The organism is Pseudomonas sp. UFMG81 (assembly GCF_015354575.1).
GTDB lineage: Bacteria > Pseudomonadota > Gammaproteobacteria > Pseudomonadales > Pseudomonadaceae > Aquipseudomonas.
Window position 1 is genome coordinate 1 of record NZ_JACAFQ010000008.1, and the last position, 14,389, is coordinate 14,389.

The window sequence follows — 14,389 nt, forward strand, 5'->3', positions numbered from 1 at the left end:
TACTAATTGCCCGTGATACTAATTGCCCGTGAGGCTTGACCATATAACACCCAAGCAATTTGCAACTGCAGATTGTGGTGGTGAAGACGAAAGACCCGAAAGTTCGCAACTTCACAAGATCACATATCCGAATTGGCTGGGTTGTCTGCAAAGACAGACCGGCAACCGAATTTCTTGACGACCATAGAGCATTGGAACCACCTGATCCCATCCCGAACTCAGTAGTGAAACGATGCATCGCCGATGGTAGTGTGGGGTTTCCCCATGTGAGAGTAGGTCATCGTCAAGATTCATTTCGCAAAACCCCTATCTGCGCATGCAGGTAGGGGTTTTGTCTTTGTGGGCCGAAAACAGTGGGCGCAACTGTCTTGTGCTGCATGCGCCGGTCTCATCGCCGGCAAGCCGGCTCCCACAGGTACAGCGCAAGTCTTGATAATCGTGCGCTCGGGGTGGGCTTGCCGGCGAACACCGGCAACGCCGGTGCCAATCCTCGCGAGGCCCGCCTCACCGGCAGCGCACAGTTCCTCACAATCGTCATCTCCCACATTTCAAGTCGGAACACTAGAATAGAGCCGACGCATCCATTCAGAACCTCTCCATGCCCAACCCTGTCGACCCCGAAGCACTCGCGCAATTGCCGTTGGACGAGCTTGTGGCCTGCCACGAGTGCGATCTACTGATGCGCAAGACCTCACTGCAGCATGACGAAAAGGCTCTCTGCCCGCGCTGTGGCTACGAGCTCTATGCCCATCGCCATAACCTGGTCAACCGCAGCCTTGCGCTGGTACTGACGGCGTTACTGCTGTATGTACCTGCGAACTTCCTGCCGATCATGCAATTGCACCTGCTCGGCCAGACCTCCGACGACACAGTCTGGAGTGGTGTGCTGGGCCTCTATAACTCAGGCATGCGCGGCATCGCGATGGTGGTGTTCCTGTGCAGCATGGCCATCCCCCTGCTCAAGCTGATCTGCCAGCTGACGGTGCTGCTGAGCATCCGCCTGGACATCGGCCGCAGCTACGGCCTGCTCATCTACCGCATTTACCACCACCTGCGCGAATGGGGCATGCTCGAGGTCTACTTCATGGGCGTGCTGGTGGCCATCGTCAAGCTGGTCGACCTGGCCGAGCTGAGCATCGGCCTTGGCTTGTTCTGTTTCATCAGCCTGTTGCTGGTCCAGGTATGGCTGGAGGTGGTGATGTCGCCGCACCAGATCTGGGTAGCGCTGTCGGGGGAGGACGTCCATGCGGGCGATTGATGCGGGCATCCTGGTCTGTGGCGAATGCCACGAGCTCAACCGTCGCGAGGCGGGCGCCAGTTCGCAAACCTGCACCCGGTGCGGTGCGGTAGTCCATGAACGGCGCCCAAACAGCATCGTGCGTACCTGGGCGCTGCTGATCGCGGCGATGATCCTCTACATCCCCGCCAACGTGCTGCCGATCATGACGGTCAGCGCGCTGGGCCAGGGCAGCCCCGACACCATCATGTCGGGGGTCATCACCCTGATGAAGCACGGCATGCTGCCCATCGCCGCCGTGGTGTTCATCGCCAGCATCCTGGTACCGACCTTCAAGCTGGTGGGCATCGCCCTGCTGCTCTATTCCGTGCAACGCCACCAGCCGTTATCGGCACGGCAACGCATATTGATGTACCGCTTCATCGAATTCATCGGGCGCTGGTCCATGCTGGACATCTTCGTCATCGCCATCCTTGTGGCAGTGGTGAATTTTGGCCGTATCGCCAGTGTCGAAGCCAACTTGGGCGCCGTCGCCTTTGCCACCGTGGTGATCCTGACGATGCTCGCCGCCTTAACTTTCGATCCCCGACTGATCTGGGACAACACGGAGTCGGATGACGACCATGAGTGACTTGCCTACGGCTAAAACCCGCCCCGCTTCAAACTGGTCGGCCATTTGGATCCTGCCGCTGATCGCCCTGGCGATCGGCGGCTGGCTGGCCTGGCAGGCCTACCGTGATGCCGGTGTCGAAATCCAGGTGCGCTTCGAAACCGGCGAAGGCATCGTAGCCAACAAGACCGAAGTCATCTTCAAAGGCATGTCGGTGGGCAAGGTCACCAGCCTGGTGCTGGATAACCAAGGTGACAACCGTGGCGTCGTCGCCACCATCGAGATGCGCAAGGAAGCCGGCCCACACCTGACCAAGGGCACCCGCTTCTGGCTGGTCAAGCCAAGCGTCAGCCTGGCCGGTATCACGGGGCTGGAGACCTTGGTTTCGGGCAACTACATCGCCGTGGACCCCGGTGAAGGTGAGCCAACCAAACGTTTCACCGCACTCAAGGAAGCCCCGCCACTGTCCGACACCGAGCCGGGCCTGCACCTGACGCTCAAGGCTGAACGCCTGGGCTCGCTCAACCGCGACAGCCCGGTGTTCTACAAGCAGATCCAAGTAGGCCGGGTGAAGAGCTATCGCCTGTCCGAAGACCAGAGCACGGTAGAAATCAAAGTGTTCATCGCGCCAGCCTATGCCAGCCTGGTGCGCAAGCACACGCGCTTCTGGAATGCCAGCGGCGTCAGCATCGACGCCGACCTGTCCGGGGTGAAGGTGCGCACCGAGTCGCTGTCGAGCATCGTCGCCGGTGGTATCGCCTTCGCCACGCCAGAGAATCGCAAGGACAGCCCGCCCACCGACCCAGGCCTGCCGTTCCGGCTGTACGAGGATTTCGATGCCGCCCAGGCCGGGATCCGCGTCAAGGTCAAGCTCAGCGACTTCGAAGGCCTGCAGAAGGGCCGTACACCCGTGCTGTACAAGGGTATCCAGGTGGGTACGCTCAAGGATCTGGCGGTCGCGGGCGACCTCTCCAGTGCCACCGCCGAGCTGACCCTGGACCCGCTCGCCGAAGACTACCTGGTCGAGGGCACGCAATTCTGGGTGGTCAAGCCGTCCATCTCGCTGGCTGGCATCACCGGCCTTGAGGCGCTGGTGAAGGGCAACTACATCGCTGTCCGCCCCGGTGAGCCCGGTGCCAAGCCCCTGCGAGAGTTCGAGGCGCGTCCCAAAGCGCCACCGCTGGACCTGAAGGCGCCCGGCCTGCACATGGTGCTGTTCGCCGACACGTTGGGTTCGCTGGAAGTGGGCAGCCCGGTCATGTACCGCCAGGTGCGCGTGGGTAGCGTGCAAAGCTACCAGTTCGCCCGCAACAGCAAGCGCATCCTGATCGGTGTGCATATCGAGAAGGAGTACGCCAACCTGGTCAACGGTTCCACCCGCTTCTGGAATGCCAGTGGTATCACCTTGACCGGTGGGTTGTCCGGCATCCAGGTCAAGAGCGAGTCGCTGCAGACCCTGATGGCCGGTGGTATTTCCTTCGACACACCCAAGCCTGATGTACCGCTCAAGCGTCGCATCCCGCGCTTCCGCCTGCATGAAAGCCAGGACGCGGCCAACCGTGCCGGCGCCTTGATCACCATTCGCGTGGAGCGTGCCGATGGCCTGAAGCCGGGTACCCCCATTCGTTTTCGCGGCCTGGATGTGGGCAGCGTGGAAAGTGTCGACCTGACCAGCGACCTGCAGGGTGTCATGCTGCGCGCGCGCATTACCCATGCCGCCGAGCGCATTGCCCGTACCGGCACGCAGTTCTGGGTGGTCAAGCCGTCCCTTGGCCTGGTACGTACCGAGAACCTCGACACACTGGTGGGCGGGCAGTACTTGGAAGTGCTGCCAGCGCTGAAGGACAAGGGGTCGCAGCGTGATTTCATCGCCCTGGCCGATGCGCCGGAGCTCAAGGGCGAAGAGGTCGGCTTGCCGCTGACCCTCAGCGCGCCGCGCCGGGGTTCGATCAAGCCGGGTGTGCCGGTCACCTACCGCGAGGTGCAGGTGGGCAAGGTGACCGGGTTCGAGCTGGGCCAGACCGCCGACAGGGTACTGATCCACATCCTCATCGAGCCGCGCTATGCCGGCCTGGTGCGTGGCGGTAGCCGGTTCTGGAACAGCAGCGGGTTCGGCTTCGACTGGGGGCTGTTCAAAGGTGCCACGGTGCGTACCGAGTCGCTGGAGACCCTGATCGATGGCGGCATCGCCTTCGCCACGCCGGACGGCGAGCAGATGGGCAACCCAGCACGCCCGCAGCAGACCTTCGCCTTGTTCGACAAGCCTGAAGATGCCTGGCTGCAGTGGGCGCCGAAGATCCAGGTCGGCAAGTAGCAGGGTAGGGGCCGCTCTGCGGCCCTTTCGCCGGCAAGCCGGCCCCACACCTCAAGGCTTGCACGGCCCGTGTAGGAGCGGCCTTGTGTCGCGAAAGGGCTGCGAAGCAGACCCCAGCCATTTATGTAGCACCATCAATAGCCGGGGCCGCTTTGCGGCCCTTTCGCGACACAAGGCCGCTCCTACAGATTCACGTGCAAGACACATGCTCTGTGCAAGATAGTGGAGGGCCAGCGCAATCGACAGCCAAATCACAGGCATAAAAAAACCGACCCTAGGGTCGGTTTTTTCGACAAGAACGTCGCTTAGGCAGCTGCAGCTTCTTTCAGCGCCTTGATGTGGCCATTCAGACGGCCTTTGTGGCGAGCAGCTTTGTTCTTGTGGATGATGCCTTTGTCGGCCATACGGTCGATAACAGGCACAGCCAGAACGTAAGCGGCTTGCGCTTTTTCGGCGTCTTTTGCGTCAATGGCTTTAACTACATTCTTGATGTAGGTGCGGACCATGGAACGCAGGCTGGCGTTGTGGCTGCGACGCTTCTCAGCCTGTTTTGCACGTTTCTTGGCGGAAGGTGTGTTGGCCACCGTCGAGCTCCTCGAAAGACTTTAGGTAAATAGCAAACAAAATAGGCCGCGAATCATGCCGACGAGTCGAACGGATGTCAAGGCCACCTGCAAGGTTCCGCCGAGTGGTGGGTCAACAGGCTGGAAAGATTCCATTCTGTTACGCGACCTGTAAACTCGGGAATTTTTGGCTCCCCTGCGAAGGCGCGGGAGTATCGCACATTCGGATGCCAACTGGCAGCGTCCTCCGTCCTCTGGCGTGAAAAACTTTCGATGAACCTGCTCAAATCCCTGGCTGCGGTCAGTTCCATCACCATGATTTCCCGGGTGCTCGGCTTCGTGCGCGACACCATCCTGGCCCGCGTTTTCGGTGCCGGCATCGCCACCGACGCCTTCTTCATCGCCTTCAAACTGCCCAACCTGCTGCGCAGGATTTTCGCCGAAGGCGCGTTTTCGCAAGCCTTCGTACCGATCCTGGCCGAGTACAAGACACAGCAGGGCGAGGAGGCCACCCGCACCTTCATCGCCTATGTCAGCGGCCTGCTGACCCTGGTCCTGGCCCTGGTCACCGTGGTCGGCATCCTCGCCGCGCCCTGGGTGGTGTGGGCCACCGCGCCAGGTTTCGTCGACAGCACTGAAAAATACGAGCTGACCACCTCGCTGCTGCGGGTGACCTTTCCTTATATATTGCTGATCTCGCTGTCATCGCTGGCCGGCGCCATCCTCAATACCTGGAACCGCTTCAGCGTGCCGGCCTTCACGCCGACCCTGCTCAACGTGGCGATGATCGCCTTCGCCGTGCTGCTCACCCCTTATTTCGACCCACCGATCATGGCCCTGGGCTGGGGTGTGCTGGCTGGAGGCCTGGCGCAGCTGCTGTACCAGCTGCCGGCGCTGAAGAAGATCGGCATGCTCGTACTGCCGCGCCTCAACGTGCGCGACAGCGGCGTATGGCGGGTGCTCAAGCAGATGCTGCCGGCGATTCTCGGGGTGTCGGTGAGCCAGATCTCGCTGATCATCAACACCATCTTCGCCTCGTTCCTGGTCGCAGGCTCGGTGTCGTGGATGTACTACGCCGACCGCCTGATGGAGCTGCCATCGGGGGTGCTGGGCGTGGCCCTGGGCACCATCCTGCTGCCCACGCTGGCCAAGACCTACGCCAACAAGGACCGTGAAGAATATTCGCGGATCCTCGACTGGGGCCTGCGCCTGTGCTTCCTGCTGGTGCTGCCCTGCACCCTGGCCCTGGCGATTCTCGCCGAGCCGCTGACCGTGGCGCTGTTCCAGTACGGCAAGTTCACCGCCTTCGACGCGGCGATGACCCAGCGTGCGCTGATCGCCTACTCGGTGGGTCTGCTGGCGATCATCCTGGTCAAGGTGTTGGCACCGGGCTTCTATGCGCAGCAGAATATCCGCACGCCGGTGAAGATCGCCGTGTTCACCCTGGTCTGCACCCAGTTGCTCAACCTGGTGCTGATCGGCCCGCTGGCCCATGCCGGCCTGGCCCTGGCCATCAGCATCGGCGCCTGCCTGAACGCCGGCCTGCTGTTCTGGAAGCTGCGCACCCAGCGGCTTTACCAACCGCAGCCTGGCTGGCTGCTGTTCCTGCTCAAGCTGGTGCTGGCGGTGGGGCTGATGTCGGGCGTACTGCTGCTGGGCATGCATTACCTGCCGGCCTGGGAACAGGGCAACATGCTCGAGCGCTTCCTGCGCCTGGGCGCCCTGATCGCGGCGGGCGTGATCACTTACTTCGGTTGCCTGTACCTGTGCGGTTTCCGCCCGCGGCATTTCGCCCGAAATGCGCTGCACTGAGGCGTAAAAGGGTCAGGCGTCGGTTTTTCACATTCCACACACCCGGGTGGCGCTGCTGCCTGTCGTCAGCGCCCGGGTGTGGTTATAATCGGCCACTTTATGAGCAAGAAGCGCGTTATGCAGCTGGTTCGAGGTCTTCACAACCTACGCCCCGAGCACCGGGGCTGTGTCGCCACCATTGGCAACTTCGACGGGGTCCACCGGGGCCACCAGGCGATCCTCGCGCGCCTGCGCGAACGCGGCCAGGAACTGGGCCTGCCCACCTGCGTGGTGATCTTCGAGCCGCAGCCGCGCGAATATTTCGCCCCCGACACTGCTCCAGCCCGCCTGGCGCGCCTGCGCGACAAGGTCGAGCTGCTGGCCGCCGAAGGTATCGACCGGGTGCTGTGCCTGGCTTTCAACCAGCGCCTGAGCAAGCTCAGCGCCGATGCGTTCGTCAAGGCGATCCTGGTCGACGGCCTGGGCGTGCGCCACCTCGAAGTGGGCGACGACTTCCGCTTCGGCTGCGACCGCGCCGGCGACTTCGCCTTCCTGGTCGAAGCCGGCAAGCAATACGGCTTCACGGTCGAAGCGGCCAACACCGTGATCCAGGACGGCCTGCGGGTCAGCAGCACCGAAGTGCGCAAGGCCCTGGGCGAAGGCAACTTCGAGCTGGCCGAGCACTTGCTGGGCCGCCCTTACCGCATCACCGGGCGCGTGCTGCACGGCCAGAAGCTGGCCCGCCAGCTCGGCACGCCCACCGCCAACATCCAGCTCAAGCGCCGCCGCGTGCCGCTGTCCGGGGTCTACCTGGCCAGCATCGAGATCGACGGCAAGCACTGGCCGGGTGTCGGCAACATCGGAGTACGCCCCACCGTCGCTGGTGACGGGCGTCCCCACCTGGAGATTCATCTTCTGGACTACGCCGGTGACCTCTACGGCCGGCGTCTGACGGTGGAGTTCCACCACAAGCTGCGTGAAGAGCAGCGTTTCGCCTCCCTGGAGGCGCTGAAGTCGGCGATCGACGCGGACATCGCCGCCGCACGTGCCCACTGGCACGCTCAACCGCTAACGAAGAGCCTGAAATGACCGACTACAAAGCCACGCTAAACCTTCCGGACACCGCCTTCCCAATGAAGGCCGGCCTGCCTCAGCGCGAACCGCAGATCCTGCAGCGCTGGGACAGCATTGGCCTGTACCAGAAGCTGCGCGAAATTGGCAAGGACCGTCCGAAGTTCGTCCTGCACGACGGCCCGCCCTATGCCAACGGCAAGATCCACATCGGTCATGCGCTGAACAAGATTCTCAAGGACATGATCATCCGCTCGAAAACCCTGTCGGGCTTCGACGCACCCTACGTGCCGGGCTGGGACTGCCACGGCCTGCCGATCGAGCACAAGGTCGAGGTCACCCACGGCAAGCACCTGACCGCCGACCGCACCCGCGAACTGTGCCGCGAGTACGCCGCCGAGCAGATCGAAGGGCAGAAGACCGAGTTCATCCGCCTGGGTGTGCTGGGCGACTGGGACAACCCCTACAAGACCATGGACTTCGCCAACGAGGCCGGTGAAATCCGCGCGCTCGCCGAAATGGTCAAGCAAGGCTTCGTGTTCAAGGGCCTCAAGCCGGTGAACTGGTGCTTTGATTGCGGCTCCGCGCTAGCCGAAGCCGAAGTCGAGTACGCCGACAAGAAATCCCAGACCATCGACGTCGCCTTCCCGGTCGCCGACGAAGGTAAACTGGCTGCCGCCTTCGGCCTGGCCTCGCTGGCCAAGCCCGCCGCCATCGTGATCTGGACCACCACCCCGTGGACCATCCCGGCCAACCAAGCGCTGAACATCCACCCGGAGTTCAAGTACGCCCTGGTCGATACCGGCGAGCGCCTGCTGGTGCTGGCCGAAGAGCTGGTCGAGTCGTGCCTCAAGCGCTACAACCTGGAAGGCTCGGTCATCGCCACCGCCCAAGGTTCGGCGCTGGAACTGATCAACTTCCGCCACCCGTTCTACGACCGCCTGTCGCCAATCTACCTGGCCGACTACGTCGAACTGGGCGCCGGCACCGGCGTGGTTCACTCCTCGCCTGCCTACGGTGAAGACGACTTCGTCACCTGCAAGCGCTACGGCATGGTCAACGACGACATCCTCACCCCGGTACAAAGCAACGGCGTGTACGTCGAGTCGCTGCCGTTCTTCGGCGGCCAGTTCATCTGGAAGGCCAACCCGGCCATCGTCGACAAGCTCAGCGAAGTCGGTGCGCTGATGCACACCGAAACCATCAGCCACAGCTACATGCACTGCTGGCGCCACAAGACCCCGCTGATCTACCGCGCCACCGCGCAGTGGTTCGTGGGCATGGACAAGCAGCCGTCCACCGGCGAGCCGCTGCGCGAACGCGCGCTCAAGGCCATCGAAGACACCAAGTTCGTCCCGGCCTGGGGCCAGGCGCGCCTGCATTCGATGATCGCCAACCGCCCGGACTGGTGCATCTCGCGTCAGCGCAACTGGGGCGTGCCGATCCCGTTCTTCCTCGACAAGCAAACCGGCGAGCTGCACCCGCGCACCGTCGAGCTGATGGAAGAAGTGGCCAAGCGCGTCGAGAAAGAAGGCATCGAAGCCTGGTTCAAGCTCGACGCCAAAGAACTGCTGGGTGACGAAGCCGGCCAGTACGACAAGATCACCGACACCCTCGACGTCTGGTTCGACTCCGGTACCACCCACTGGCACGTGCTGCGTGGCTCGCACAACATCGGCCACGCCACCGGCCCGCGCGCCGACCTGTACCTCGAAGGCTCCGACCAGCACCGCGGCTGGTTCCACTCATCCTTGCTGACCGGCTGCGCCATCGACGGCCACGCGCCGTACCGCGAGCTGCTGACCCACGGCTTCACCGTGGACGAAAACGGCCGCAAGATGTCCAAGTCGCTGGGTAACACCATCGAGCCGGAGAAGGTCAACAACACCCTGGGCGCCGACATCCTGCGCCTGTGGGTCGCCGCCACCGACTATTCCGGCGAGATGGCTGTTTCCGAGCAGATCCTGCAGCGCAGCGCCGACGCCTACCGCCGTATCCGCAACACCGCACGCTTCCTGCTCTCCAACCTGTCCGGCTTCGACCCGGCCCGCGACCTGCTGCCGGCCGAAGACATGCTGGCCCTGGACCGCTGGGCGGTCGACCGCACCCTGCTGCTGCAGCGCGAGCTGGAAGAGCACTACGGCGAATACCGCTTCTGGAACGTCTACTCCAAGGTCCACAACTTCTGTGTGCAGGAGCTGGGCGGCTTCTACCTCGACATCATCAAGGACCGCCAGTACACCACCGGCGCCAACAGTGTCGCCCGCCGTTCCTGCCAGACCGCGCTGTACCACATCAGCGAGGCCCTGGTGCGCTGGATCGCGCCGATCCTGGCGTTCACCGCCGACGAAATCTGGCAGTACCTGCCGGGCGAGCGCAACGAGTCGGTGATGCTCAACGGCTGGTACGAAGGCCTGAGCGAGCTGCCCGAAGGTACCGAGCTGGACCGCGCCTACTGGGACCGTGTGATGGCCGTCAAGGCCGCGGTCAACAAGGAGCTGGAAAACCAGCGTACCGCCAAGGTCATCGGTGGCAACCTGCAGGCCGAAGTCACCCTGTTCGCCGAGGAAGGCCTCACCGCCGACCTGAACAAGCTGGGCGACGAGCTGCGCTTCGTGCTGATCACCTCGGCCGCCAGCGTCGTACCGTTCGTCCAGGCCCCGGCCGATGCCGTGACAACCGAAGTCGAAGGTCTCAAGCTGAAGGTGGTCAAGTCCGGTCACGCCAAGTGTGGCCGTTGCTGGCACTTCCGCGCCGACGTCGGCAGCCACCCGGAGCACCCGGAAATCTGCGGCCGTTGCGTCGACAACCTGAGCGGTGAAGGTGAGGTGCGCCACTATGCCTAATGCGGCTGCGGGGCGCTTCGGGCGCCTTGCCTGGCTCTGGCTGAGCCTGGTGGTGCTGGTCGCCGACCAGGCCACCAAGGTCTACTTCGAGGGCGCGCTGAGCCTGTACCAGCAGATCGTGGTCATCCCCGACTACTTCAGCTGGACCCTGGCCTACAACACCGGCGCCGCGTTCAGCTTCCTCGCCGACAGTTCCGGCTGGCAGCGCTGGCTGTTCGCCGTAATCGCCGTGGTGGTCAGTGCTGTGCTGGTGGTCTGGCTCAAGCGCCTGGGGCGCAACGAGACCTGGCTGGCCGTGGCCCTGGCCCTGGTGCTGGGCGGTGCGCTGGGCAACCTGTATGACCGCGTGGTGCTGGGCCACGTGGTCGACTTCATCCTGGTGCACTGGCGCAACACCCATTACTTCCCGGCCTTCAACCTGGCCGACAGCGCCATCACCGTCGGTGCGGTGATGCTGGCGCTGGACATGTTCAAGAGCAAGAAGTCCGAGGAGCCTGTCCATGACTGAGACACGTATTGGCCAGAACACCGAAGTGACCCTGCACTTCGCCCTGCACCTCGAGAACGGCGATACCGTCGACAGCACCTTCGACAAGGCCCCGGCCACGTTCAAGGTCGGCGACGGCAACCTGCTGCCGGGCTTCGAGAACGCCCTGTTCGGCTTCAAGGCCGGTGACCAGCGCAAGCTGAGCATCGCCCCGGAAAACGCCTTCGGCCAGCACAACCCGCAGAACGTGCAGGTGATGCCGCGCTCGCAGTTCGAAGGCATGGAGCTGTCCGAGGGGCTGCTGGTGATCTTCAACGACGCCGCCAACACTGAATTGCCCGGCGTGGTCAAAGCGTTCGACGACAACCAGGTGACCATCGACTTCAACCATCCACTGGCTGGCAAGACCCTGAACTTCGAGGTGCAGATCCTCGACGTGAAGGCCCTGTGAGCCCGGAGCCGAGCATGCAAATCAAACTCGCCAACCCGCGCGGCTTCTGCGCCGGGGTCGACCGGGCGATCGAGATCGTCAACCGCGCCCTGGAAGTCTTCGGCCCGCCGATCTACGTGCGCCACGAAGTGGTGCACAACAAGTTCGTGGTCGAAGACCTGCGCAGCCGTGGCGCGGTGTTCGTCGAAGAACTGGACCAGGTGCCCGACGACGTCATCGTCATCTTCAGCGCCCACGGTGTTTCGCAAGCGGTGCGCCAGGAAGCCGCCGGCCGTGGCCTGAAAGTGTTCGACGCCACCTGCCCGCTGGTGACCAAGGTGCATATCGAGGTCGCCAAGTACAGCCGCGACGGCCGTGAGTGCATCCTTATCGGCCATGCCGGGCACCCGGAAGTGGAAGGCACCATGGGCCAGTACGACGCCAGCAATGGCGGCGCCATCTACCTCGTCGAAGACGAGAAGGACGTCGCCGCGTTGCAGGTGCGCAACCCCGAGCACCTGGCCTTCGTCACCCAGACCACGCTGTCGATGGATGACACCAGCCGGGTCATCGATGCCCTGCGCGCCCGCTTCCCGAGCATCGGCGGCCCGCGCAAGGATGACATCTGCTACGCCACCCAGAACCGCCAGGACGCCGTTAAGCAACTGGCCGACGAGTGCGACGTGGTGCTGGTGGTCGGCAGCCCCAACAGCTCCAACTCCAACCGCCTGCGTGAGCTGGCGGAACGGATGAGCACTCCAGCCTACCTGATCGACGGCGCCGAAGACCTGCAACGCAGCTGGTTCGACGGCGTTGAGCGCATCGGCATCACCGCTGGCGCCTCGGCCCCCGAGGTGTTGGTGCGTGGCGTGATCGAGCAGCTCAAGGCCTGGGGCGCCATCGGCGCCGAAGAGCTCGACGGGCGCGAGGAGAACATCACCTTCTCCATGCCCAAGGAGCTGCGGGTACGCTCGCTGATCTGATCAGGCGCCTGCGCAAAGGCCGTTGTCGCCTTCGCGCAGGCTGACCCGGCCACTGGGGCTGAGCACCACGTGCTGCTCGCCCCCTGTGGCCCCCCGCCGGCAAACGGCCAAGGTGATTCCCCCGAAGCCATCCCCCAGCGGCGCCCCGCGCCCGCTGAACCTGACCGTTCTAGCCGAACTTGCGACGATCCTGGCTGGCTTTGCCAGGCGGTACTCACGCAGCAACTGGCCGTTGTGCTCCAGCACAACACGCCAGCCCTTGCCCCAGCCTTCCTCCATCGGCCGCACCACTACCGCCCGCTGACCTAGCAAGGCCTGATTGCGCGCGTCACGCAGCGCCTGTACCAGCTCACGGGCTGTCGCAGCCTGATGCAGCTCCTCGCTGAGCTTGCCGTAGGCTGATACCCCAAGCTGTGTCAGAAGGCCCGCCACGGCCAGCGCAGACATCATTTGTAGCAGTGTTACACCCTGTTGCCTCACCGTGCATTCCTCCCTGGAAGTGCTTCGCTGAAGCTTCGCCACCCGTTCACACGAGTGCCAGTCGGTGGCTTCAGGCAGCAGGCGAGGAATAATCCCAGGAGGGGGAGCGATGTGGGGCAGGGAAAGCGGAATGACGTTGTTGGAAGTGCTGGTGGCCATGACCGTGCTGGCGCTGGGCGTGTTCATGGCCGCGGCCATACAGGTACACGGCCTGCACGCCAGCGACAGCGTCCGGCGTGAAGGGCAGGCGTTGCAGCTGCTGCAAGGCATGCTGGAGCGCGCCAGGGCGAGGGGCGCGCTGTCGGCGGTCGACACGGCGGCGTGGCGGGGGCAGGTGGCGGCTGTGCTAGGTGGGCAGGCCGAGGCGCGCGCCAGCTTCACGGCTGATTGGCTGATGCTCGAAGTGTCTTGGCCAGTGGCCGGTCAGCGGCAGGTGCTCGAACTGCAAGGCAGGGTACAGCCATGAGGCGGCGCTCTGTCGGCTTCGGCTTGATCGAGGCACTGCTGGCCCTGGCGCTCGGCCTGATGCTGCTGGCGGCGGCCAGCCAGTTGTTCGGTTCGGCCTACCAAGCCTGGCGCCTGCAAGGGGCGACGGCCCGCCTGCAAGAGGACGCCCGGCTGGCGTTGCAGCGCCTGGCAGAGGATATCCGCATGGCCGGCATGTTCGGTTGCCTGCGCTTGGAAGCCACGGACTTCAAGTCATCCGGCGCCGCCGAGGCGTTTGCCACACCCATCACGATCGCGCCCGGCAGCCTGACCCTGGTGGGGGCCGAGCTGCCAGGGTTGGTCGGCAAGGCCGATTGGACGGTACTGACCGATTGCCACAGCTGGGCCGAGGTGGTGGGCCACCAGCATGTACCCGGCCCAGGCACGATGGCGCTGCCCATTCGCAGGCTGACCTATCGGCTGAACAACGGTAGCCTCCAGCTCGTTACCAATGTCCAGAATGCCCTGCTGATCGACAATGTGCGGGCGTTCGAGGTGAACCGCGTCGAAGCGGGGGAGGGTGAGCGGTTGGATATTCGCCTGACGCTGTTCGACCGCCAGCACCAGCTCGAGCACCGTCACCAGTTGAGCGTGGCGTTGCGCAACCCGAGGCACGGCTCATGAAACGGCAGCAGGGTGTGGTGCTGTTGCTGGCCCTGAGCCTGAGCCTGCTGCTCGGCCTGCTGGCGGCCCAGGGGTTGCGTGAGGCACTGATGCAGCAGCGGCTGATGGGCGAGCAACTGGCGGGGGCACGCGCTTTCGAGCAGGCAGAGGCCAGCCTGATCGAGGGTGCGGCGTTGCTCTCGACGCGCTTGCCCGAGCGGTGTTCGGCCTGCCTGCCGCCGGGGCTCCCCGACGGCGAACCGGCGCCACCCTGGCAAGCCACCGACAGCGGCTACGTGCTGTTGCAGAACCTCGGCGAAAGTACCCGAGCTGCCAGCATGCCGGCCGGGCAACCAGTGAACCTGGTGCGGGTAACGGCCATCAGCCGCCAGGTGCACGGGCGCCGGGTACTGGAAGCGGTGCATGCATTGGATGATACGGCAGTGCCTCGACGCATCAGCTGGCGCCAGCGCCTGGAGGAGGACTGA

14 protein-coding genes and 1 rRNA gene are annotated in these 14,389 nt (G+C 63.9%); 13 read left to right on the top strand and 2 right to left on the bottom strand.

The annotated features are described in order from the left end of the window. Window positions 1-173 precede the first annotated feature (173 nt). The 4 genes from rrf to IX761_RS07950 all read left to right on the top strand — a co-directional run bounded on the left by rrf (window position 174) and on the right by IX761_RS07950 (window position 4,161). Window positions 174-289 (top strand): 5S ribosomal RNA (gene rrf / locus IX761_RS07935). Between the two features lie 309 nt (window positions 290-598). After that, window positions 599-1,258 carry a paraquat-inducible protein A gene (locus tag IX761_RS07940; protein ID WP_194789058.1) on the top strand — a complete coding sequence of 220 codons (660 nt, stop codon included), beginning with the start codon at window positions 599-601 and terminating at the stop codon, window positions 1,256-1,258. After that, window positions 1,245-1,868, top strand: coding sequence for a paraquat-inducible protein A (locus tag IX761_RS07945; protein ID WP_194789059.1), 624 nt, complete (start codon window positions 1,245-1,247; stop codon window positions 1,866-1,868). Before IX761_RS07940 ends, IX761_RS07945 begins: the two co-directional genes overlap by 14 nt. Further along, window positions 1,861-4,161 (top strand): PqiB family protein, encoded by a 2,301-nt coding sequence (locus IX761_RS07950; protein ID WP_194789060.1) that lies wholly within the window; start codon window positions 1,861-1,863, stop codon window positions 4,159-4,161. Before IX761_RS07945 ends, IX761_RS07950 begins: the two co-directional genes overlap by 8 nt. Window positions 4,162-4,466: 305 nt before the next feature. Here IX761_RS07950 and rpsT read toward each other — a convergent pair whose 3' ends face one another. Then, the gene (gene rpsT / locus IX761_RS07955; protein ID WP_003247625.1) at window positions 4,467-4,745 is read right to left on the bottom strand and encodes a 30S ribosomal protein S20; all 279 of its coding nucleotides are present in this window, start codon (window positions 4,743-4,745) and stop codon (window positions 4,467-4,469) included. A 252-nt stretch (window positions 4,746-4,997) separates the two neighbouring features. Here rpsT and murJ point away from each other — a divergent pair, with 252 nt between their 5' ends. The 6 genes from murJ to ispH all read left to right on the top strand — a co-directional run bounded on the left by murJ (window position 4,998) and on the right by ispH (window position 12,332). Continuing rightward, on the top strand, window positions 4,998-6,536 hold the full coding sequence (gene murJ / locus IX761_RS07960; protein ID WP_194789061.1) for a murein biosynthesis integral membrane protein MurJ: 1,539 nt from the start codon (window positions 4,998-5,000) through the stop codon (window positions 6,534-6,536). Window positions 6,537-6,653: 117 nt separating this feature from the next. Continuing rightward, entirely contained in the window at window positions 6,654-7,604 is a 951-nt protein-coding gene (ribF, locus tag IX761_RS07965; RefSeq protein ID WP_194789062.1) for a bifunctional riboflavin kinase/FAD synthetase, read from the top strand. After that, the gene (gene ileS, locus IX761_RS07970) at window positions 7,601-10,432 is read left to right on the top strand and encodes an isoleucine--tRNA ligase (RefSeq protein WP_194789063.1); all 2,832 of its coding nucleotides are present in this window, start codon (window positions 7,601-7,603) and stop codon (window positions 10,430-10,432) included. Before ribF ends, ileS begins: the two co-directional genes overlap by 4 nt. After that, the gene (gene lspA, locus IX761_RS07975) at window positions 10,425-10,940 is read left to right on the top strand and encodes a signal peptidase II (protein WP_194789064.1); all 516 of its coding nucleotides are present in this window, start codon (window positions 10,425-10,427) and stop codon (window positions 10,938-10,940) included. Before ileS ends, lspA begins: the two co-directional genes overlap by 8 nt. Further along, window positions 10,933-11,370 carry an FKBP-type peptidyl-prolyl cis-trans isomerase gene (locus IX761_RS07980; protein ID WP_194789065.1) on the top strand — a complete coding sequence of 146 codons (438 nt, stop codon included), beginning with the start codon at window positions 10,933-10,935 and terminating at the stop codon, window positions 11,368-11,370. The genes lspA and IX761_RS07980 overlap by 8 nt, the downstream gene beginning before the upstream one ends. A 14-nt stretch (window positions 11,371-11,384) precedes the next feature. Then, window positions 11,385-12,332, top strand: coding sequence for a 4-hydroxy-3-methylbut-2-enyl diphosphate reductase (gene ispH, locus IX761_RS07985; RefSeq protein WP_194789066.1), 948 nt, complete (start codon window positions 11,385-11,387; stop codon window positions 12,330-12,332). Here the strand turns inward: ispH and IX761_RS07990 are convergent, their stop codons facing one another. Continuing rightward, on the bottom strand, window positions 12,333-12,812 hold the full coding sequence (locus IX761_RS07990; RefSeq protein WP_194789067.1) for a GspH/FimT family pseudopilin: 480 nt from the start codon (window positions 12,810-12,812) through the stop codon (window positions 12,333-12,335). A 109-nt stretch (window positions 12,813-12,921) separates the two neighbouring features. Here IX761_RS07990 and IX761_RS27385 point away from each other — a divergent pair, with 109 nt between their 5' ends. Genes IX761_RS27385 through IX761_RS08005 form a run of 3 tightly spaced genes read left to right on the top strand, consistent with a single transcriptional unit; the run spans window position 12,922 to window position 14,389 of the window. After that, a complete protein-coding gene (locus IX761_RS27385; RefSeq protein WP_323744564.1) occupies window positions 12,922-13,278 on the top strand; it encodes a type IV pilus modification PilV family protein in 357 nt (118 codons plus the stop codon). Further along, window positions 13,275-13,922: a PilW family protein gene (locus tag IX761_RS08000; RefSeq protein WP_194789068.1), complete on the top strand. Its 648-nt coding sequence runs from the start codon at window positions 13,275-13,277 to the stop codon at window positions 13,920-13,922. The genes IX761_RS27385 and IX761_RS08000 overlap by 4 nt, the downstream gene beginning before the upstream one ends. Further along, window positions 13,919-14,389, top strand: a complete 471-nt coding sequence (locus IX761_RS08005) for a hypothetical protein (RefSeq protein ID WP_194789069.1) — start codon at window positions 13,919-13,921, stop codon at window positions 14,387-14,389. Before IX761_RS08000 ends, IX761_RS08005 begins: the two co-directional genes overlap by 4 nt.

Coding starts and splice junctions, on each gene's coding strand:
- IX761_RS27385 (WP_323744564.1), top strand. CDS start 12,922: ATGTGGGGCAGGGAAAGCGGAATGACGTTGTTGGAAGTGCTGGTGGCC.
- lspA (WP_194789064.1), top strand. CDS start 10,425: ATGCCTAATGCGGCTGCGGGGCGCTTCGGGCGCCTTGCCTGGCTCTGG.
- IX761_RS08000 (WP_194789068.1), top strand. CDS start 13,275: ATGAGGCGGCGCTCTGTCGGCTTCGGCTTGATCGAGGCACTGCTGGCC.
- IX761_RS07950 (WP_194789060.1), top strand. CDS start 1,861: ATGAGTGACTTGCCTACGGCTAAAACCCGCCCCGCTTCAAACTGGTCG.
- IX761_RS07940 (WP_194789058.1), top strand. CDS start 599: ATGCCCAACCCTGTCGACCCCGAAGCACTCGCGCAATTGCCGTTGGAC.
- IX761_RS07980 (WP_194789065.1), top strand. CDS start 10,933: ATGACTGAGACACGTATTGGCCAGAACACCGAAGTGACCCTGCACTTC.
- ileS (WP_194789063.1), top strand. CDS start 7,601: ATGACCGACTACAAAGCCACGCTAAACCTTCCGGACACCGCCTTCCCA.
- IX761_RS07945 (WP_194789059.1), top strand. CDS start 1,245: ATGCGGGCGATTGATGCGGGCATCCTGGTCTGTGGCGAATGCCACGAG.
- IX761_RS08005 (WP_194789069.1), top strand. CDS start 13,919: ATGAAACGGCAGCAGGGTGTGGTGCTGTTGCTGGCCCTGAGCCTGAGC.
- ribF (WP_194789062.1), top strand. CDS start 6,654: ATGCAGCTGGTTCGAGGTCTTCACAACCTACGCCCCGAGCACCGGGGC.
- murJ (WP_194789061.1), top strand. CDS start 4,998: ATGAACCTGCTCAAATCCCTGGCTGCGGTCAGTTCCATCACCATGATT.
- ispH (WP_194789066.1), top strand. CDS start 11,385: ATGCAAATCAAACTCGCCAACCCGCGCGGCTTCTGCGCCGGGGTCGAC.